The 17,916-nt window shown below is 53.2% G+C and carries 23 protein-coding genes; 12 read left to right on the forward strand and 11 right to left on the reverse strand.

The features are described 5' to 3' along the window. Positions 1–2 precede the first annotated feature (2 nt). Both trm14 and E3E30_RS08605 read left to right on the forward strand, forming a co-directional pair. Positions 3–1,100 carry a tRNA (guanine(6)-N2)-methyltransferase gene (trm14, locus tag E3E30_RS08600; protein WP_167729394.1) on the forward strand — a complete coding sequence of 366 codons (1,098 nt, stop codon included), beginning with the start codon at positions 3–5 and terminating at the stop codon, positions 1,098–1,100. 40 nt (positions 1,101–1,140) lie between these two features. Next, positions 1,141–1,524 (forward strand): hypothetical protein, encoded by a 384-nt coding sequence (locus E3E30_RS08605; RefSeq protein WP_167729250.1) that lies wholly within the window; start codon positions 1,141–1,143, stop codon positions 1,522–1,524. Between the two features lie 2 nt (positions 1,525–1,526). Here E3E30_RS08605 and E3E30_RS08610 read toward each other — a convergent pair whose 3' ends face one another. Further along, positions 1,527–2,204 carry a fumarylacetoacetate hydrolase family protein gene (locus E3E30_RS08610; protein ID WP_167729251.1) on the reverse strand — a complete coding sequence of 226 codons (678 nt, stop codon included), beginning with the start codon at positions 2,202–2,204 and terminating at the stop codon, positions 1,527–1,529. A 92-nt stretch (positions 2,205–2,296) separates the two neighbouring features. On the opposite strand from E3E30_RS08610, the gene E3E30_RS08615 reads away from it, so the two are divergent. After that, complete coding sequence (locus E3E30_RS08615) at positions 2,297–3,262, forward strand: hypothetical protein (RefSeq protein WP_346765913.1); 966 nt, start codon at positions 2,297–2,299, stop codon at positions 3,260–3,262. A gap of 2 nt (positions 3,263–3,264) precedes the next feature. Here E3E30_RS08615 and E3E30_RS08620 read toward each other — a convergent pair whose 3' ends face one another. After that, the gene (locus tag E3E30_RS08620; RefSeq protein ID WP_167729253.1) at positions 3,265–4,389 is read right to left on the reverse strand and encodes a hypothetical protein; all 1,125 of its coding nucleotides are present in this window, start codon (positions 4,387–4,389) and stop codon (positions 3,265–3,267) included. 115 nt (positions 4,390–4,504) lie between these two features. Between E3E30_RS08620 and E3E30_RS08625 the strand changes: the two genes are divergently transcribed. Together E3E30_RS08625 and E3E30_RS08630 are read left to right on the forward strand one after the other, a co-directional pair. Further along, positions 4,505–4,648 (forward strand): hypothetical protein, encoded by a 144-nt coding sequence (locus E3E30_RS08625; RefSeq protein ID WP_014122909.1) that lies wholly within the window; start codon positions 4,505–4,507, stop codon positions 4,646–4,648. A gap of 44 nt (positions 4,649–4,692) precedes the next feature. Continuing rightward, positions 4,693–5,385: a hypothetical protein gene (locus E3E30_RS08630; RefSeq protein ID WP_167729254.1), complete on the forward strand. Its 693-nt coding sequence runs from the start codon at positions 4,693–4,695 to the stop codon at positions 5,383–5,385. A gap of 2 nt (positions 5,386–5,387) precedes the next feature. Here E3E30_RS08630 and E3E30_RS08635 read toward each other — a convergent pair whose 3' ends face one another. Beyond that, on the reverse strand, positions 5,388–6,539 hold the full coding sequence (locus E3E30_RS08635; protein WP_167729255.1) for a tryptophan--tRNA ligase: 1,152 nt from the start codon (positions 6,537–6,539) through the stop codon (positions 5,388–5,390). Positions 6,540–6,718: 179 nt separating this feature from the next. Between E3E30_RS08635 and E3E30_RS08640 the strand changes: the two genes are divergently transcribed. The 4 genes from E3E30_RS08640 to E3E30_RS08655 all read left to right on the forward strand — a co-directional run bounded on the left by E3E30_RS08640 (position 6,719) and on the right by E3E30_RS08655 (position 9,000). After that, a complete protein-coding gene (locus E3E30_RS08640) occupies positions 6,719–6,910 on the forward strand; it encodes an antitoxin family protein (protein ID WP_015857836.1) in 192 nt (63 codons plus the stop codon). 78 nt (positions 6,911–6,988) lie between these two features. After that, positions 6,989–7,342 carry a type II toxin-antitoxin system VapC family toxin gene (locus E3E30_RS08645; RefSeq protein WP_346765914.1) on the forward strand — a complete coding sequence of 118 codons (354 nt, stop codon included), beginning with the start codon at positions 6,989–6,991 and terminating at the stop codon, positions 7,340–7,342. Between the two features lie 48 nt (positions 7,343–7,390). After that, positions 7,391–8,236: a DMT family transporter gene (locus E3E30_RS08650; protein ID WP_167729256.1), complete on the forward strand. Its 846-nt coding sequence runs from the start codon at positions 7,391–7,393 to the stop codon at positions 8,234–8,236. Continuing rightward, entirely contained in the window at positions 8,233–9,000 is a 768-nt protein-coding gene (locus E3E30_RS08655) for an MBL fold metallo-hydrolase (protein WP_167729257.1), read from the forward strand. Before E3E30_RS08650 ends, E3E30_RS08655 begins: the two co-directional genes overlap by 4 nt. 76 nt (positions 9,001–9,076) lie before the next feature. On the opposite strand, the gene E3E30_RS08660 is transcribed toward E3E30_RS08655, so the two are convergent. Together E3E30_RS08660 and E3E30_RS08665 are read right to left on the reverse strand one after the other, a co-directional pair. Then, positions 9,077–9,796, reverse strand: coding sequence for a hypothetical protein (locus E3E30_RS08660; protein WP_167729258.1), 720 nt, complete (start codon positions 9,794–9,796; stop codon positions 9,077–9,079). Positions 9,797–9,875: 79 nt separating this feature from the next. Further along, a complete protein-coding gene (locus tag E3E30_RS08665; protein ID WP_167729259.1) occupies positions 9,876–11,279 on the reverse strand; it encodes a CoA-binding protein in 1,404 nt (467 codons plus the stop codon). A 179-nt stretch (positions 11,280–11,458) separates the two neighbouring features. On the opposite strand from E3E30_RS08665, the gene E3E30_RS08670 reads away from it, so the two are divergent. The 3 genes from E3E30_RS08670 to E3E30_RS08680 are packed head-to-tail and all read left to right on the forward strand — an operon-like array spanning position 11,459 to position 12,903. Then, entirely contained in the window at positions 11,459–12,034 is a 576-nt protein-coding gene (locus E3E30_RS08670; RefSeq protein WP_042692062.1) for a transcriptional regulator, read from the forward strand. Between the two features lie 5 nt (positions 12,035–12,039). Further along, the gene (locus E3E30_RS08675) at positions 12,040–12,345 is read left to right on the forward strand and encodes a DUF211 domain-containing protein (RefSeq protein WP_042692064.1); all 306 of its coding nucleotides are present in this window, start codon (positions 12,040–12,042) and stop codon (positions 12,343–12,345) included. Beyond that, a complete protein-coding gene (locus E3E30_RS08680; protein WP_042692066.1) occupies positions 12,346–12,903 on the forward strand; it encodes a transcriptional regulator in 558 nt (185 codons plus the stop codon). Between the two features lie 21 nt (positions 12,904–12,924). On the opposite strand, the gene E3E30_RS08685 is transcribed toward E3E30_RS08680, so the two are convergent. The 6 genes from E3E30_RS08685 to E3E30_RS08710 form a co-directional block, all read right to left on the reverse strand. Then, positions 12,925–13,257, reverse strand: a complete 333-nt coding sequence (locus tag E3E30_RS08685; RefSeq protein ID WP_042692068.1) for a hypothetical protein — start codon at positions 13,255–13,257, stop codon at positions 12,925–12,927. 14 nt (positions 13,258–13,271) lie between these two features. Continuing rightward, entirely contained in the window at positions 13,272–14,714 is a 1,443-nt protein-coding gene (locus E3E30_RS08690) for an NAD(P)H-hydrate dehydratase (protein ID WP_167729260.1), read from the reverse strand. 42 nt (positions 14,715–14,756) lie between these two features. Continuing rightward, positions 14,757–14,987 (reverse strand): hypothetical protein, encoded by a 231-nt coding sequence (locus tag E3E30_RS08695; RefSeq protein WP_167729261.1) that lies wholly within the window; start codon positions 14,985–14,987, stop codon positions 14,757–14,759. A gap of 148 nt (positions 14,988–15,135) precedes the next feature. Continuing rightward, entirely contained in the window at positions 15,136–15,672 is a 537-nt protein-coding gene (locus tag E3E30_RS08700) for a [protein ADP-ribosylglutamate] hydrolase (protein ID WP_167729395.1), read from the reverse strand. Beyond that, positions 15,665–16,648: a DUF835 domain-containing protein gene (locus E3E30_RS11460; RefSeq protein WP_167729262.1), complete on the reverse strand. Its 984-nt coding sequence runs from the start codon at positions 16,646–16,648 to the stop codon at positions 15,665–15,667. The genes E3E30_RS08700 and E3E30_RS11460 overlap by 8 nt, the downstream gene beginning before the upstream one ends. Then, positions 16,635–17,909: an amidohydrolase family protein gene (locus E3E30_RS08710; protein ID WP_167729263.1), complete on the reverse strand. Its 1,275-nt coding sequence runs from the start codon at positions 17,907–17,909 to the stop codon at positions 16,635–16,637. The genes E3E30_RS11460 and E3E30_RS08710 overlap by 14 nt, the downstream gene beginning before the upstream one ends. Between the last annotated feature and the right edge of the window lie 7 nt (positions 17,910–17,916).

Below are 17,916 nucleotides of genomic sequence, written 5' to 3' on the forward strand. Positions count from 1 at the left end.
GTATGAGGCTAATCCTGACGACATCGCGGGGAATAGAGGACTTCGCGAGGGCCGAGGTTGAGATGCTCCTCTCCAACCTTGGAGTTCCGTTTCGGGTGGAGGAAAAGCCCCTCGGCGTCGAGGGAAGGGTCTTGGTAGAGGTCGATAAAGCGTTTTACACCGACGAGAAGGGACGGAAGAGGGAGCTGAGCGTTTCGACCTATCTGAACGAACGTTCGAGGCTTCTCCACAGGGTTATAGTAGAGATAGCGAGCGAGCGCTTCGAGGGGATAGCTGATGAGGAGCCGGAGAGAGCTTTGAAGAGGATTGAAGGGTTCGTGGCTTCGCTTCCTGTGGAAAGGTATGTTAAGGTCAGCGAGAGCTTCGCGGTAAGGAGTTTCCGCAAAGGCGAGCACAAGATTACGAGCGTTGATATCGCGAAAACCGTTGGAAAAGCAATATTCGAGCGTTTAGAGCGCTTTGGAAGTCCAAGAGTGAACCTCGACCACCCGGCGGTTATATTCAGGGCCGAGCTGATTGGTGAGGTCTTCCTCCTCGGGATTGACACGACCGGCGACAGCTCGCTCCACAAGAGGCCGTGGAGGGTTTACGACCATCCAGCTCACCTGAAGGCCAGCATAGCGAACGCGCTGATTGAGCTGGCAGAACCGGACGGCGGGCCCTTCATAGACCCCTTCTGCGGCAGCGGGACGATTCCGATAGAGCTGGCCCTAAGGGGTTACGAGGGACGGATAATCGGCCTCGAGAAGTTCAGGAAGCACCTGGACGGCGCCAAGATGAACGCCCTCTCTGCGGGGGTTTTGGATAGGATAGAGTTCGTTCTCGGCGATGCGACGAGGCTGAGCGAACACGTCGAGAGCGTGGACTTCGCGGTCAGCAATCTGCCCTACGGCCTCAAAATCGGCCGCAAAAGCGCCATTCCAAAGCTTTACATGGACTTCTTTGGCGAGCTTGCGAAGGTCCTTGAAAAGCGTGGGGTCTTCATAACGACGGAGAAGAGGGCGATAGAGAGGGCAATAGAGGAGAACGGCTTCGAAATTAAGCACCACCGCCTCATAGGCCACGGCGGGCTGATGGTGCACACCTACGTGATTGAGTAAAACTTTTAAGCGGATTTTTCCTACTTTTTCAGGTGGTCAGATGAAGGTCAGGTCACTCGTTTTTGGCCTCGCGGTCCTTATGGTGACCCTCGCGGGGGTGGTATACTACTCTTTCAACTACTACAACTTCAACTACCAGTGGAAGACCAACCTCGAAGATTATCGGGAGTACCGGCTCATCGGGAACTCGACGCTGAACGGCTACGTGAAGGCCGACGGCGAGGTAAGCGTCTACATCCTGACGAAGGAGGACTTCAAGAGGCTCAAAAAAGGCGAGCCCTTCAGCTATTACAGAGCCTGGGAGCACGTTAAAGCTGTTGAGCTCAACGACGTCAGAATTCCAGATGGGGATTATCTCCTCGTCATCAAGAACGAGGAGAATGGGATGCAGTGGATTTCCGTTAAGCTGGTGGATAAAAAGTGAAATCAGCACAGAATCGCGTCCTCGCTCAGGACGTCGAACTCGACCCTTCCGATGCCCTCAATCCAGGCCTCAACTTTATCCCCGTGCCTCAGTGGACCGACTCCTGCGGGAGTGCCGGTTGCTATTATGTCCCCCGGTTCGAGCGTCATAACGGAGCTTATGTACTCTATGAGCTCGGGAACCTTGAAAACCATCTCGCTCGTCCGCCCGAGTTGCCTAAGTTCGCCGTTCACCTTCAGGCCGATTTCGAGGTCGTCTATCTTTAGCTCGCGCTTATCCACGACCCTCGGGCCGACTGGCGCGAACGTGTCGAAGCCCTTCGCAATCGTCCAGGGAAGGCCCTTTTCCCTCGCCTCGGCCTGAAGGTCTCTCGCTGTAATGTCGAGCAGTATCGTGTAGCCGAGGACGTAATCAAAGGCTTTCTTCGCCGGAACTCTCTTCGCGCGCTTCCCGATTATAACTGCCAACTCGACCTCGTGGTCAACCCTCTTGCTCATCCTGGGCAGAATTATCGGCTCGCCGGGACCGATGAGCGCACTCGGAGGCTTGAGGAAGAAGACCGGTTTCTCCGGAACGTCGCTCTCCATCTCCCTCGCGTGCTCGGCGTAGTTCTTGGCGAGGGCTATTATTTTGCTCGGGCGCAACTCATAGAAGCCGTCCATGTAGGGCAACCGGACCATGCCATCACCGTTTGGAGTTCCAGGGAGGCGAATTAAACATTGCCATACGATAGGCAAAAGTAATAAGAGGAACCGCCAAAGATTGAGCGGTGGTGGTGTTGCGAAAGGTCCTCGTGAGGGAGAGCGGAACGCTCGCGGTCTTCGCGGTTGTGGTGTTTGAGGTCGTTTTCATCTGGATTGCCATCGGAATGCTGAGCTTCGCGCCGATGTGGTTCGCCCTCCTCTTTCTGGCCATGCCGGTTCTGTTCATACTCCTCGCCCTCGCGAAGGGAACGAGCGTCTTCACCGGCAACAAAAAGGCCTCGGCCCTCTTCGAAAATTCTGAGGTGTCGGAGAGCGGAGTTACGCTTCCAGAGGAGCTCGAATACGAGACGGGCAGAGTAACCCTCGACGGCTACTGGACGAGCACCGGGCGGAGCAGGAGCTACAACGTCAGGAGGAGCTTTGAGGCCAGGGAGAGGAAAACTGGCACGTTCGTGGAGTTTCCGGACGAGCCCTTCAGAGTCCAGGTGCTCCGCGACGGAACGGGTAGAGTTGAGGCACCAGCGGTAAGAATCCTCAGCGGGCCCTACAGGGACGCCCTCTTGATTTTCTTCACGGACGAAGGGGAGGTTACCGGCTCGGGAAGCCTTACCCTGAGTAAGGGGAGCGACGTCGCGACGGTGACGTTCCGGGGAGAAGGAAAGGAGCTAAGAGGAAACGTGCAGGCCGAGCTGTCGAAGGCGAGGAAGGTGAGAATCGAAGTCGGCTCGGGAAAGGTCTGGAAGAGGATAGCCGAAGGACAGAGCTTCGACTTCACGTTTTCACCCATCCCCGAGGAGAAAACTGTAGTCTTCGCCAACTACAAGACCGTAAGTCCCATGTCGCTCGTCAAGGCCCTCTGGAGGGACACCGCCGTGCTCGGCCACGGAGCGTTTGAGCTCAAGGCGGTGCTGGACGTTCCGCTCGCGAGGGACGTCGTTGAGAAGGCTGAATTTCAGGTTGAGCTGAAGAAAGAAGGGAACGTGGAAAAGAGGGAAAGGAGCGAGTTCGAGGAGGAGTGGGGGTTCTGGGATTAAACTCAAGACTTCACTTTCTTTTCAAAAACTCTAATTATCCACTCTATCCACTCCATCTCACTTGAAACAGGGGGTTCGTTGGATAGTTCCACAACAAATCTTGAGCCATGTGGCGATTTTTCAGTCTTTGTGTACAAGTACAATCGTTCCCGTTCTTTAAACCCATGAAAAACCAGAAAATTTGACATTGCCTGGGACACTGTTCTGATTTGAATAATTTCCACTGCGGGGTATTTTTCTTGGAGATTTTCAAGCAGGAGTTCAAATGCTCTCTTGATGTTGTGCTCATCAATTCCCCTCAAAAATGGATTTGGGGAGAAATCAAAAACAACAAGTCTTGAATCCTTGATAAAATACCTAACTCCAAAGAGATAAGTTGAGAGCGTTTCTGCACCATCCCCATAGTGAACGCTCAAACACTGAAACTCCTTCCCATCATAGAACATCTCCAAAAGCTTGTTTTCAATTTCCATCTTTGCTTTTCTACGAGCTACATATTCAACCCAGCGTGCCTCTTCAAAGAACCTGCATGAATTCTCGCCTGAAACAACAAAAAACTCTCCGCCAATGTAATCATCATTAAGAACTTTAAGCTCTTGGTCATGCCTAAGTGAAAACACAGCACCATACAGAGGTACAGCCTTGTCAATGAAAGTCTTCCAATCGAACTTCCCAAGAAAGCCCAAAAGCCATTCTATCCAATCAATCCCAAGAAGAACGAAGTAGGGGCAGAACTTGTAAACTAGTCCCGAGAACTCAAGATTTTCTTCCGTATAATCAGCGAGATGTTTCAAAATATTGAGTTTTTCACTTAGAGAGTAAAACTCTTTCCAGCACTTGATAATTTCCTTGGCTTTTTCGGGATTCCACAGGAGTTTGTAGGGCTTCTTTTCTTTACTCTCTCCCCGAGAATTCCCACATACAGCCAAGATTTTCAAACGCACAAGTTCTTGTAGAACTCGCCGAACGGATTCAGTTCGCACATCAAGAGTTGGGTCGTTGTTCTTTTGGGATATCTCCCTAAGTTTTTTGGTGAGGTTGTAAATTGTAAGCTCCTCGTTCTTACTTGCAAGTTCAATTATCTCTTCAGCGACTTTAAACTTGTCAATTTTTGCTGGCCTTCCCACCTAAGCCACCAGTACATAGATGGAGGATATTCACAAAAAAGTGTTTCTTTTTGAGAATACGTCGTTATAAAGTAAATTGTGGGATAACTATTGACAACACCACGGAGGTGATACGATGGGAAAGAAGGGCTCCAAACCCATGACCTGGGAAGCCGCGAGGAGAATCCAGAGCGCAGTAGATAGCGGTAGGGCCATCAAAGCTGACGGAGGCTTCAAGTCCAGAGCCATGAGCGCCGCCTCGAGGAACTCGAAGAAATGACCTACACCTTTTCATTTTACGTTGCAAAGTAGGGGGTTCCTAAGATGAAGTTTAAACGCGAGGTCACCCACGTAATCTTCTTCGACATCGAGTACTACGTCCCCAAAGAGTACAGAAACCGACCCGGACTGAAGGCTAACCCATACCTGGATGGAAGCTTCGTCATCGGGGGCGTCTTCCAGAGGTACTTCCCCATAGAGGATAAGCTGGAGGAAAAGGAGGAGTTCTGGATATGGGACATGGAAGGCAGGGACACGATGGAACAAGAGAAGAACCTCTTGGAGAAAATCTATCTCTACTTCAGGGAGAGCTGGACACGGTGGGAACTGCTGGGTGGAGGCCCCAGGTTAACGGAACCTATGGTGGCAGGCTTTGGGATAACGCGCCTCGATGTCCCCGTGCTCTTCATCAAGAGCTTGGTTCACAGGATAGCAGAGCCGGAGAGGCTCTACGACACCTACTTTAAACTCAGGCACTTCGACCTCAGCGTCGCCTCAGCCCCGCTGATTCCAGAGAACAAAGACAGAAAAGTGCTCTCCCCTGTGTCCCAGAACTGGGCCGTCAAGAACCTTTTTGGAGACGGAGAAAGAAAACCGAGCGGCACAACCGTGTGGGAACTTTACGATGAGGAAGAATACCAGAGCATAATGGAAAGAACCCGCGGAGAGGTTGAACTCGCAAGGAGGGTTTACCAGGAACTTAGAAAGATAAGGAACGGCCTTCCAGGCCGCCCCTGATTTCACTTCTTCAACGGCTCCGGAATCGCCTTCTCCCACTGCTCACGAGCAAGCTCGCCGGTGTACTTGAACTTCTCCACCTTCTTCTCGGCCTCCTTCCTCTTCTTCTGGTGCTCCTTCAGGAACTCCTGAACCTTCTTGATTAGATAGCGCTTGCACTCTCCACAGGTCAGTTCGCCAGCTTTACACGCGTGGTAGCGCTCCATGAGCTTCTTGTCGTCCTCCTCGAAGAAAATCTCCAGCCACTTGAAGACGACGCACTTCTCAGGGTTTCCTCCCTTCTCCCTCTGCTCTTTGAGCGTCGGCTGACCACCAGTTAAGGCGAACTTCCAGATTTTCTTTCCAGCTTCTTCGGGGTCGTCGGTGAGATAGACGGCGGTTTCAGGTTTGGACGCGCTCATCTTGCCCTCGAGGCCGGTAAGCGGCGGAACGAACTTCGAGTGCAAAGCGGCGGTCTTGTAGTAGCCGAGGCTCTCGGCGAAGTCGCGCTGGAGCCTCCAGTAGGGGTCCTGGTCTATGGCAGCGGGAATTAAACAGCGCTTCTTCTCGAAGAAGGTCGGTGCGGCCTGTATGGCCGGGTAGAAAATCATTCCAATCTTGCTCTGCTCGTTGAAGCCGAAGACCGCTTTGGCCATCGAGTAGTTTATCTTCTTCGCTATCGGGAGGGCCATCTCGTAAATCTTAGTGAACTCGCTGTCCTGGAAGATGAAGGTCTTGTCGGGGTCGAAGCCAACCGCTATGATGTCGAGTATGTTCTCGTAGGCCCAGCGCTTGGTTTCATCCAGGGTGAGGTTCTTGAAGAGGAACTTCTCGTCGTCGGTTATCTGTATGTAGAGGTTGACGCCAAACTTCTCCTGGAGCCACTTGGTGGCGTAGAAGGGGATTATGTGGCCTATGTGCATCGGCCCGCTCGGGCCTCTTCCCGTGTACAGGAAGAAGCCCCTTCCGCTCTCGTAGTCGGCCAAGATTTTATCGTAGTCCCTGTGGGAGAAGAAGAAGCGCCTGCGGAAGTATATCGGCAGTTCGCTCTTCGTGAGCCTTGCCGTCTTCTCAAGCAACTCGTCAGTCAGCGGGCTGGTTCCGAACTGCTCTATCAGCTTGTCGTAGTCAACTAAACCTTCAACGTCCCAGGGGGTAACCTTAAACTCGTCCATTCAAAGCACCTCCATTTCCAGTGGAAACGAAGCTCGTGGCTAAGGCGGTGCAGAAGAGAAGGACCTCACCAAAGCCAAAAACGACCACCGAGCATGGGAAGAGAAAGGGAAGAGAGAATTTAAAGTTTTTGGAAAGAAAAGGTTAAAGTCAAAATGATGGAACTCCGTATGGTGGGAGAATGGAAGTGGTTGTTGAGGCCGTTTATGAGAACGGCGTCCTGAAGCCCAAGAAAAAGCTCAACCTTCCCGAGGGGAGTGAGGTCAGGATTAAGATAGTCCCGACGAGAGTTTCCGAGAGAACCTTTGGGATAGCGAAGATGAGCAAGAGGGAAATCGATGAGATAATCGAGGAGATTGAAGATGAATGGTGAGACAAACGTCTTCTTTGATTCCAATTTCTAATCTACCATCTCGGTGGAGTAGAACTGGCAAAGCCCCTCATTGAGAGCGTGGAAGACGGTCGGATTAAGGGGTTTATTAATCCAATCGTTGCCTCTGAAGTTCTATTCTTTTATGTGAAAGCTAAGACAGGCTTAAAATCATACGAAATCAAGAAAAAGCCGTCGGTTCTTGCAGACATCGAGCTTGAGCCCGTCTTTGAGCTGTTTTCGCTCTTCAGTATGCTCGATGTCAACTCAGAGATTGTCAAAAACTCGAAGAGGGCAATGGAAAGCTATTATCTGCTTCCCACCGATGCCCTGATAGTCTCGACCTGCGAGTTCTACGGAATAAGGAGAATAGCAACGTTTGACGAGGATTTCAAGCGTGTCAAGTGGCTGGAGACTATCAGCAACCAACAATGAATACTCAAAAAGAAAAGCCCATAAAAACCTCACCTTCCAACTCCGCTCATGGACCGCGAAACCGAGGGGACGCTGTTAGCCTTCACCGTGCTGGTCCTGCTCGGCCTCGAGCCGGTTGTAATCAAAGCCAATCCAGTTAATCCATTTGCCTTCGCCTCGCTGTCCGCTCTGGTAGCCTCGCTAATCCTCTGGCCGGTTATACTGCTCGGCGGTCGGGCGAGAGAAATCCGGGAGAGGCCGGCCGAGCTGAGGAAGACCTTTCTAACGGGCCTTTTCGCGACGGCGGTGGCATATTCACTATTCTCCTACGGAACGAGGCTGAGCACCGCTGTAAACTCGGCGATACTCACGCGCTTCGAGGTCTTCTACTCCTTCCTCATCTCGTGGCTCCTCCTGAGGGAGAGGATAACCGGAAGGGCGGTAGTTTCGGCCCTGGCACTCATCACGGGCGTCTTCCTCGTGGTCGCGCAGGGAAAGAGGCCGGAGCTCCTGAAGGGCGACGTCCTGCTTCTTCTGACTCCCATCTTCTGGCAGCTCGGGCACGCGGTGGCGAAGAGAAACGATTACAGCCCGGTGACGATAGCGACGCTGAGGAACACCTTCGGCGGGCTTCTCCTCCTCGTTCCAGCCTTTATTACCGGCTTCGCCTTCACGAAGCTCGCGCTGGCGGAGGGGCTGATAATAGCGCTCACCCAGAGCCTCTGGTACTTGGCGATAGCGCGGATTAACCTCTCGAAGGCGACGGCCATTTTAACGCCCGCGCCCGCTTTAACTGTTCTCGTCTCGATTGCGCTCCTCGGCGAGAGTGTAACGCCCTACCATCTCGCGGGCTTAGCCTTAATAACCCTCGGAACGTTAGCCATCAGCAGAGAGGAAAGCGGGGTGAGGGAATGAAGGTCGTGATTCTCGGCTCGGGTTCATACAGTGGGACGCCGAAGCCCCTCTGCACCTGCGAGAACTGCTCGCGGGCCAGAATCAACCCTGCCTTAAGGAGAACGCGGTTCTCGCTCTACTTTGATAAAACGCTCGTCGACCCGAGTCCAGACCTGCACTACCACCTGGAGAGGCTGAACAGGAAAGTGGAGCGGGTTCTCATCACCCACGGCCACTTCGACCACGTTTTCGGCTTACCAGACCTTCAGGTCTTCAAACGCGTTGAGTTCTACTCCCACAGGGAAGCACTTGAAGTTGCGAAAAGCCTTGCAGGGCTGGCTTTCGGCTCGGAAAGCCCGGAGGGGCATGAGTGGGCCTACAACGAGCTTGAGTTCTGGGAGGAGACGAGAATCGGGAAGATGAGGGTAGTTCACTTTTCGGTTACCCACACGGTAACGGCCGGTGGCTTCGTCATCGAGGTGAAGGGAAAGAGGATAGCGATAACCGGCGACACCGGGCCGGAGATTCTGAAGGACGAAAAAGCAATAAAGCTCATGGAAGGGGCCGACCTGCTCATAGCCGAGATGACCCATAGGGAAGCCATTCCCGGCTCGCACCTAGGGGTCAGGGAGGCGATAGAGCTTGCTAAGAGGGTCGGGGCAGGCTACACCGTCTTCGCGCACATAAGCCACAGCAACTACCCCCATGAGGTTCTGGAGAAGAAGGTCAGGGAAGCCGGGATTTCGGGCGAGGTTGCGAGGGACTTCACGTGGGTTGAGGTTTAGGAATGTTGTTAGTGTGAAATATTGAAAATTTATCTAGAGTTTTTTATGACATCTAAGCATTGAAATACACAATGAGTTACCTTTGTGTTCTGAAAGGACAAAGTTCATATGGGGCATTATGGGAATGGTAACAGATGAGGTATTTGATGAGCATTAGAGAAAATATTGTTAACAATATGTTGTATGCCTTGGTTAGTAGTTTCTCCTGAATATAATCAGACAACAACTTTTTCCCATGGAATAAGTTATTTCGGATTCCATATAGCAATTTTAATAGAAACTCAAATGCTATTTCAATGTTGTCATCATTCGGGTCATTCCTAAATTTCTCAATGTATTCCTTAAGCTTTTGTTTTACATCTCCATCTTTTCCCCTTAGTTTGATTGTATAATTCTCTTTGAGAATATACTCTATATTAGTTAAGTGCTTGAATAATATGGCCCGTTTTTCGGATATTGTTAGTAATTTTGCAGTCTGAATTATTTTATTTTTCTCTGAACTCCCCTGAGACCTTCTAGTTGATGTGTAAAAATGATAATGATTATAAAAAGCATTATAACCTACCCACAAAGAAAAAAACTTGTTAAATCCGTCAGCTTCTTGTTTTGCCTTTTTGAGCCATTCTAAACTTTTTAATAATGTATATTCATAATCAACAAGAATACTATCCTTATTAATCTTGGGAATTTCAATATCTCTAAACATAACCTTTATCGTATCACTGTCCATGAACTCTACAGCATCTTCTACATCAAGAAGACCTTCAACCTTTAAGTTCAGTATCTCGCTATTCATAGGTAGTGTTATCACAGCCTATATTAATAAATTTTTCGCTAGGTATCCAAAAGCAAAAAATCAGGAAGTAGAAACAAAATCAAAGCTTTCCGTTCTCCCTGAGCCACTCGCCGTACTTGACAAGGGCGTAGACGGCGTCAACCGCGTCCTCTGTGGTCTCGTAGACCGGAATGCCCTTCTGCTCGATGTTCCTCGCCATCTTGTGCGGGAAGTCTCCACCGGGGGCGACGAAGACAATAGGCTTGCCGTAGGCCTTCATTCTCTCGACAGCGTCAATGATTCCCTCGTCGAGGGCAGGGCTCTGGAAGAGCGCGATGACGACGAGAACGTCGACGTTCGGGTCTTCGAGGGCGTAGCGCATGGCCCTCTCGTACCTGCTCGACGGGGCGTCGCCTATGACGTCAATCGGGTTCTTGTAGGACATGTGAGCAGGAAGCTTTCCTGCCTTAACGTCCTCTTCGAACTTCTTAAGCGTCTCCTCGCTAAGCTCCGCCATCTTCAAACCGCGCTCGAGCAGGCCATCGCTCATCATGACTCCTGCTCCACCGCCGTTGGTGACTATCGCGACGCGGTCGCCCTTGGCCGGCTTCTGCATTGCCAAGACCTTCGCGTAGTTGAAGAGCTGTCTCATCGTGGTCGCTTCCAGAACACCGCTCTGCTCAAAGGCCGCCCTGTAAATCGCGTAGGAACCCGCGAGGGAACCGGTGTGGCTTGCGGCCGCTTTGGCACCGGCCTCGGTCCTTCCGCTCTTGAGAATCACGACGGGCTTCTTGAGGGTAACGCGCTTTGCCGTTTCGAGGAACTTCCTTCCGTCCTTGACGCCCTCGAGGTAGCCGGTTATAACGCCGGTCTTCTCATCGTCGCCGAGGTAGTCCATGAAGTCGCTCTCGTCGAGGTCGGCCATGTTGCCGAGGCTGATGAACTTGCTCATTCCTATCCTCTCTCTGGCCGCCCAGTCGAGGATTGCCGCTCCGAAGGCACCGCTCTGGCTCATGAAGGCGACCTTTCCGAAGGGCGGTCTGGCCTGCCTCTCGGGCGGGTTGAAGTTACAGTCGAAGCCGTTCTCAAGGTTCGTGACGCCGAGACAGTTCGGACCGACGACACGAATGCCCCACTTCTTGGCGCGCTTCACGAGTTCCTCCTCGAGGTCGGCCCTTCCGGCCTCCTTGAAGCCCGCCGAAATGACTATCGCGCCCTTGACGCCCTTCTCACCGCACTCGTCTATAACGTCCGGCACGAATTTGGCGGGAACCGCGATGACCGCGACGTCAATCTCGTCGGGAATCTCCTTGATGCTCCGGTAGACCTTGAACTTCTTTCCGTTGACCTCGATTTCACCGCCCTTGACGTTGACCGCGTAGACCTTGCCGTTGAAGCGGAGCGTCACTGAGCGCATTATGGCGTTTCCAACCTTCCCGGGCACGTGGGAGGCGCCTATGACAGCGACGCTCTTGGGGTAAAACAGGAAGTCGAGGCTCCCCATACAACCACCTCCGAAGTTTTTTCGGCCGATGTTATTTAAGGCTTCCGAGGGTGGACGTTTTATCCAGGAGACTTTTTAAAGGCGGTTCCCCTTTACATATATAAAGCTACCGGAACGGAAAAGGTTAAAACGCCTGAGCGTTTAAAGAAACATTGGAGCGTTAAGATTGGGTGGTCATAATGTCTAAGGTGAAGGTTATAACCGACCCAGAAGTCATAAAGCTGATGCTCGAAGATACGAGGAGAAAAATATTAGCCCTACTGCGAAACAGGGAGATGACTATTTCACAGCTCAGCGAAATTCTCGGAAAAACTCCACAGACGGTCTACCACCACATCGAGAAGCTTAAGGAAGCGGGCCTCGTCGAGGTCAAGAGAACCGAAATGAAGGGCAACCTCGTCGAGAAGTACTACGGAAGAACCGCCGACGCGTTCTACATCAACCTCTACCTCGGCGACGAGGAGTTAAGGTATTTCGCCCGCTCGAAGCTCAAGACGAAGCTCGACATCTTCAAGGCCCTCGGATACGAGTTTGACGAAGGCGAGCTCCTCAACGTTATGGACGAGCTCCTCAAGAAGGAGCACGAGTTCAAGACCGAGATTTCCGAGGAGATTGAGGCCAACGAGGAGAGGCTCAAGGAATTCTCCAACGAGGACATAATCCACGCCATAGACTGGCTCGCAATGGCCAGGATGGGACGCGATGAGGAGAGCCTCGAGCTCCTCAAGAAGCTCGGTGAACTGCTCAAGAAGTGATTGCTATGGCGAGGGGAATCAGGCTTCTCGTGCTTGACGTGCTCAAGCCCCACCAGCCGATAGTCACGGAGCTGGCCCTCGGACTGAGCGAGCTCGAGGGCGTCGAGGGAGTCAACATCACGCTCGTCGAGATTGACAAGGAGACGGAGAACGTCAAGATAACGATAATGGGCGACGACCTCGACTACGACGAGATAGTCAGGACGATAGAGGAGTTCGGCGGTGTGGTGCACAGCATTGATATGGTCGCAGCAGGTAGGAGAATAGTCGAGGAAGAGGAAACTCCTCAGGACAAGCTGGAGGAGTACTGAGTGAGGGAAGTCATAATAATCACCCAGCCCGAAAAGGTCAAGGTTCTATCGGACGAGACCAGGTTCAAGATACTCCAGCTCCTCAGGCAGAGGCCAATGACGATATGGGAGCTCAGCATGGCGATAGGCAAGGACAGGACAACGATTTACAGGCACGTCAAAGCCCTTGAGAAGGCGGGTTTTGTGGAAGAGCTGGGCAGTGAGGGCAACGAGAAGCTCTACGGCAGGACCGCGAGGCTCTTTCTCATAAAGGCCGAGCCCCACGAGAGCGTGGAGAACTTCCGACAGGCGTACCTCCAAGTGGAGGCAGAAAGACTCGTAAGAATCCTTGAAAAAGCGGGAATAGGAATTAAGGACCGGGAAAAACTGAAGGAACTCGTGAAGGACATCCTCAACGAAATCGAGATTAACTCCCAGCCGTTCATTAGGAGAATCTCCGAGGCCAACGTGGAGCTCAGTGAAATAGAGCTATTCCACTTCCTCAACATGCTCGTTTTCCTCCAGAGCTGTGAGCTCTGTGAGATGGCCGAGAAGGTTAAGAAGCTGATAGAGGTTTAAGAAACTTAAGACGGTTCACCGTCACCTTTTTCCTTTAAGGAGCGAGAGGAGCAGTGCCAGGATGAGAGACAGTCCGAGGATAACCACAAGCCCTCCAACAAAGCCCCAAACTCCCTGCTCTTGATAACCCTGTTTTAGGGCCTCAAAAATCCACGACTTTCCCCAGGCGAATGTTCCCGCGAGGGTTCCAATCACAAAACCTCCAAGGGAGAAGAATAACTCATAACGCGTTTCAATTCTCACGAAGAGGAGGCCAATTAAGATGGCCAAAGCCCCGGTCGGCAGGCTGAACGCAAGGAGAAAACCGAAGAGAAAGTAGAAGAGAGAACGCCAGTTAAGCCCCGACCCCGCCATGCCAGCACCCCGGCTCAGAACTCCTCCACCCATTTTACTGCCTCTGGAATCCGCTTCGCGAGCTCAAGGGCCGTGAAGTTCTCTCCGAGCTCTTCTTTCACAATGTCGCCGGCGAGACCGTTGAGAAAGGCACCGACCGAGGCCGACCTCAGCGGAGAGTTTCCGAGCGCGAGCAAGGCCCCGACGAGACCGGCAAGAACGTCGCCCGTTCCACCGGTCGTCATCCCCCTGTTGCCTGTCCTGTTGTACTTCCAGGTTTCTCCGTCGCTGATGACGTCGTAGGGGCCCTTCAGCAGGATTACGCCGCCAATTTCGCGGGCCTTTTCCCTCACCAGCCCGGCCCGCTCAATCAACCCCTCGGGAGACTTGACGCCGAAGAGAACGCTGAATTCACCTGCGTGGGGCGTTAGGACGAAGGTCTTGCCTTTTAGAACGCCCAAATCCTCGGCTATCGCCTTCAACCCGTCAGCATCGATGACCATTGGCTTTTCACAGAGCCTCACGAACTCTCTAACGAACTCCTTAGTTTCCTCAGCGAGACCTATTCCGGGCCCGATGACGACCGCATCTACTTTCTCGGCCAGCTCGAGCAGGCCATCAAGGTGCTCGGTCGAGAAGTTCTCGCCTGGGAAGGGCCTCAGAATCAAATCGGGGTCGCTTATCCTCTTCGCAGGTTCAGCAGGCATCGCGAGGTAAACGAGGTCGACGAGGTAGCTCGCCCCCTTGGAGGCGAGGTACGGGGCACCGTAATAGCTTGAGCTGCCACCGATGACCAAAAGCCTGCCGTTCTGCCCCTTGTGCTGGCCCCTCTTCCTGAGCGCGAACTTTGCATCACCTGGCCCGACGAGATGGTAGAGCTCCCTCGGGTAGCCTATCTTCACTATAACCCTCTCAAATTCCTCGTACTCCTCCTTGTCCCACTGGAAGGTAACGGCAAAATCTGCTTTAACGCGGACGTCGCTCGGGTAACCGCTCGGCAGGTCGACGCTGACTATCTTCGCCTTTCCGACGTACTCGTTGATTTTCTCGATGGCCGAGCGTATGGGTTCCCTTGGCTCGCCCCTCGTGCCCGCTCCGAGGAGGGCGTCAACTATCACGTCGTAATCGCTCAGGTCAAGCCCTTTTATGTATGCGGAATCCTTGAGGACGCGGATTTTCACGAATTCAAGGCCCTTCAGGATTTCCCAGTTGTGTTTGGCTTCCTCGCTCCTTATCTTGGCCTCGTCGCCCACCAGAAAAACCGTGACGTCGTTCTCGAAGCTAAGATGCCTCGCGGCGACGAAGCCGTCGCCGCCGTTGTTCCCGGTTCCCGAGAATACCGCAATCCTGAGGCCCTTTCCAAAGCGCTCCTCTATCGTTCTCGCGACGCCGGCGCCGGCGTTCTCCATGAGCTGGTAAGGGGTTATCCCGAGCCACTTAGCGTTGATGTCCCAGACGTAAACGTCCTCAATTCTCATGGTATCACCGTTGATTGTTGGGCCCAACGTATTAAATCGTTTTCAGTCGTTCCCCCGAATCACCACGAGGAGAAGCAGAGAGCCGTACCAGAGGAGTGCCCAGGGCAGAAAAAGGAGAGCCGTTTGAAGATAAATTCCGCCTAGGAAAACGCTTGGGAATTCAAGGGGAATGGCCAGAGCAAGGTAGGCCGTTAGAAGAGGTCCCAAGGGTAGACGGTCGCCGGCTACACCCATCAGAAGCTCCCAAGCGGCCATAACAACTACGTAGCTCACCCAAGCAAAGCCAGGCAATTTTCCAAAAATCCCAGAAGTTGTACATGACCGTTAGAGAGAGGGAATAAGCGAAGGCAAAGGACCTCATAAAAAGCCTCAAAAAGAGGAGAAGACGAAGATGTTGTTCCAAGTTTTTCACCCCGACTACTTAAAGAACATCTAGCGCTCGCCTGTAGGCATCCTCCGAATAAAGCACCAGGTAAACCTTCTCCACGCTTCTCGCTTCCCTTAAGAACTCCTCAACGGTTTCCTTGAAGGTTCTAACAACTTCCTCAAGCGGACAGCCGTAGATTCCGGCGCTTATCGCTGGGAATGCTATGCTTTTGACGCCCAGCTCGTCGGCCTTCCTGAGCGCCCCCAGTATAGCCTTCCTGAGCTTCTCTTTCTTATCCCCGTCCCAGCGGCCGCCGCAGTAGGGGCCGACCGTGTGAATGACGTACCTGATTCCGTACTGTTCAAGTCTCATCGCCGGCGTTACAACGACCTCGCCGTGCTCTATTGAGTCCTTTCCAAGCTGTTCCCTCAAGGCTTCCTTGCTTATCCTGATGTACTCGCGGGCGTCTCCAGCGGCGGCCTTGGCTATGGCGTATGCGACGCCACCACCGTGCTCGAGGTAGCGGTTCGCGGCGTTTACAATGGCCTCGGCAGGAAAGCGGGTGATGTCGCCTTTAACAACCTCAAGCATTGCCCTCACCCACGATGCTCCTCAAAAGCTTTCTCTCCCTCTCGGAGAGGAAATCGTCACTCCCGACTATAAACACCGTGGCGCCGTGGACGAGGGCGTAGTCCCTGAGCGCCGACAGGAACTTGAGGACGCTGGGGAAGCCGTTTTCGAGGACGAGGTAGTCGAGGCCGTCAATGACGATGATGGGCTTTTTACCGGCTTCCCCAGCTTCCCTCATGAACTTGACCGCCATGTCGAGGATTTTGGGGAGGTTTGTCGGCGAGATTGCCCGCTCGTCGTGAACCGTCGTTATCCAGAACCAGTTGGGAGCGTTCCGCGGACTCCGGGAGAACACGAGGGCGGAGGAGAGAACGTCCTCCGGGGCAGAAGGAACTAGAACAAGGCCGGGCTTTTCATCGAGGCCAACGTCCTTGATTGAACCAATGGAGAAGTCCCCGACGAAAGACGTCCTCAGGAAGGTTCTAACCGACTCAAAGGCGAGGACAACGCCGAGGAAAGCGGGAATGATACGGAGCCGGAAGAAGGGAATCAATCCTGAGAGAGCCACGACGACGCCGAGGAAAGCCTGAAGGGCCGACATCGGCAGGAGCGTTCTCCCCCCATAGAATCCAAGAAGAAGGGCCGAGAGAACAATCCACAGGCCGAGAAGGGCGTAGGCTGACGTTTCGTGTTCAGGATAGAACAGGAAAACGATGAGCACCGGGAGAATCGAAAGGTAGAGCAGACTCCTCGCTGTTTCATTGTTTAGGGTCAATTCGTCTATCGCCTCGACGTTGCCTGCCCACAGAAAGGCCGAGAAAAAGGCTAGGCCAACGATGTAGACTCCCCTATCCGAGGAGAAGACCGGAACGGCGAGGCTCAGCCAGGCTAATGAGTAGTAGAGGAGCGCCTTTCGGCCAGTAAGGTGATGGTTGTAGAAGAGGAGGACGTAGGAAACGAGCAGTGCAACGCCCAGGAAAAGGTCAAGATAGTTCACGCGCCACCTCCTCCGCCCGGTTCAGTATTTTCTCCTCATCCAGCGTAAGAACTTCGCGGTCGAGCATTAAAACCTTTCCGTCAACTATCGTCGTCTCGACGTCGTTGCCGTTGGCGGAGTAAACGATGTGGCTCACTATGTCGTGTATCGGCCTCAGGTGGGGCCTGTTGAAGTCGAAGATGACTATATCGGCCAGGTAGCCGGGCTTTATGACGCCGGCGTTGAGGCGGAGCGCCTTTGCACCGTTCACCGTCGCCATCTTGAAAACCGTCCTTGCATCTGCAACCGTCGGGTCGAGGTTGTGGACCTTGTGGAGTAAAGCGGCAAGCTTCATCTCCTCGACCATGTCGAGGTTGTTGTTGCTCGCGCTTCCATCGGTTCCGAGGCCGACGTTAACTCCAGCGTTCAGGAGCCTCTGGAGGGGCATCACACCGCTGGCGAGCTTCATGTTCGAACCGGGATTGTGGGCGACCGTGACACCGTTCCTCGCGAGGATTGAAACGTCCCTGCTGTCGAGCCAGACGCCGTGCGCTATTATCACGTCGCTCCCGAAGAAGCCGATTTCGTCGAGGAGCACAACGGGGCTCTTCCCGTAGCGCTCCTGAATCTTTCCGAGCTCGGCCATTGTCTCTGCCACGTGAATCGTTATCAGCTTCCCGTGCTCGTCCGCGAGCTTCCTGACCTCCTTCAGGAGGGCAAGGGAACAGGTGTAGGGCGCGTGGGGCCCGAAGACGAAGTGGACCCTCTCCGAGTTGAGGCCCTCGATGGCCTTCATCTCGCGCAGGACCTCTTTAATCTCCTTCTCCGTCCGCTCGGGGTCGCCGAGGTCTATCATGCCATAGGAGAGATACCCGCGAAGGCCCGCCTCAAGGGTTGCCTCGGCAACCGCGTCCATCTGGAAGTACATGTCGAGGAAAGTTGTCGTGCCGGTCTTAATCATTTCAAGAGCTCCCAAGTAGGCGCCGACCTTGATGTGCTCGCGCGTCAGCTTAGCTTCCCTCGGCCAGATGTGTTTCTCCAGCCACTCCATCAGCGGTAAATCGTCGGCGAGACCGCGAAGAAGACCCATCGGCGAGTGGGTGTGCAGGTTGACGAAGCCGGGGGAAACGACCCTTCCAGTCGCGTCTATAACGGTATCGACGCCCTCGTTGATTCCCTTCTTAACCTCGACGATTCTGTTCCCTTCGATTAGAACGTCCGCTTTAACGACCTCAGGTGTCTCGCCGTAGAGAACGTAACCGTTCCTGATGAGAATGCTCACTCCGACC

Origin of the sequence: Thermococcus sp. 9N3 (assembly GCF_012027685.1) — an archaeon.
GTDB classification, from domain to species: domain Archaea; phylum Methanobacteriota_B; class Thermococci; order Thermococcales; family Thermococcaceae; genus Thermococcus; species Thermococcus nautili.

Excerpts from the sequence above, each read along its gene's own strand:
- E3E30_RS08625 (WP_014122909.1), top strand. The coding sequence starts at position 4,505 with ATGGGAAAGAAGGGCTCCAAACCCATGACCTGGGAAGCCGCGAGGAGA.
- E3E30_RS08630 (WP_167729254.1), top strand. The coding sequence starts at position 4,693 with ATGAAGTTTAAACGCGAGGTCACCCACGTAATCTTCTTCGACATCGAG.
- E3E30_RS08610 (WP_167729251.1), bottom strand. The coding sequence starts at position 2,204 with ATGGTCCGGTTGCCCTACATGGACGGCTTCTATGAGTTGCGCCCGAGC.
- E3E30_RS08670 (WP_042692062.1), top strand. The coding sequence starts at position 11,459 with ATGTCTAAGGTGAAGGTTATAACCGACCCAGAAGTCATAAAGCTGATG.
- E3E30_RS08665 (WP_167729259.1), bottom strand. The coding sequence starts at position 11,279 with ATGGGGAGCCTCGACTTCCTGTTTTACCCCAAGAGCGTCGCTGTCATA.
- E3E30_RS08640 (WP_015857836.1), top strand. The coding sequence starts at position 6,719 with ATGGAAGTGGTTGTTGAGGCCGTTTATGAGAACGGCGTCCTGAAGCCC.
- E3E30_RS08685 (WP_042692068.1), bottom strand. The coding sequence starts at position 13,257 with ATGGCGGGGTCGGGGCTTAACTGGCGTTCTCTCTTCTACTTTCTCTTC.
- E3E30_RS08650 (WP_167729256.1), top strand. The coding sequence starts at position 7,391 with ATGGACCGCGAAACCGAGGGGACGCTGTTAGCCTTCACCGTGCTGGTC.
- E3E30_RS08635 (WP_167729255.1), bottom strand. The coding sequence starts at position 6,539 with ATGGACGAGTTTAAGGTTACCCCCTGGGACGTTGAAGGTTTAGTTGAC.
- E3E30_RS08675 (WP_042692064.1), top strand. The coding sequence starts at position 12,040 with ATGGCGAGGGGAATCAGGCTTCTCGTGCTTGACGTGCTCAAGCCCCAC.
- trm14 (WP_167729394.1), top strand. The coding sequence starts at position 3 with ATGAGGCTAATCCTGACGACATCGCGGGGAATAGAGGACTTCGCGAGG.
- E3E30_RS08700 (WP_167729395.1), bottom strand. The coding sequence starts at position 15,672 with ATGCTTGAGGTTGTTAAAGGCGACATCACCCGCTTTCCTGCCGAGGCC.
- E3E30_RS08605 (WP_167729250.1), top strand. The coding sequence starts at position 1,141 with ATGAAGGTCAGGTCACTCGTTTTTGGCCTCGCGGTCCTTATGGTGACC.
- E3E30_RS08660 (WP_167729258.1), bottom strand. The coding sequence starts at position 9,796 with ATGAATAGCGAGATACTGAACTTAAAGGTTGAAGGTCTTCTTGATGTA.
- E3E30_RS08690 (WP_167729260.1), bottom strand. The coding sequence starts at position 14,714 with ATGAGAATTGAGGACGTTTACGTCTGGGACATCAACGCTAAGTGGCTC.
- E3E30_RS08655 (WP_167729257.1), top strand. The coding sequence starts at position 8,233 with ATGAAGGTCGTGATTCTCGGCTCGGGTTCATACAGTGGGACGCCGAAG.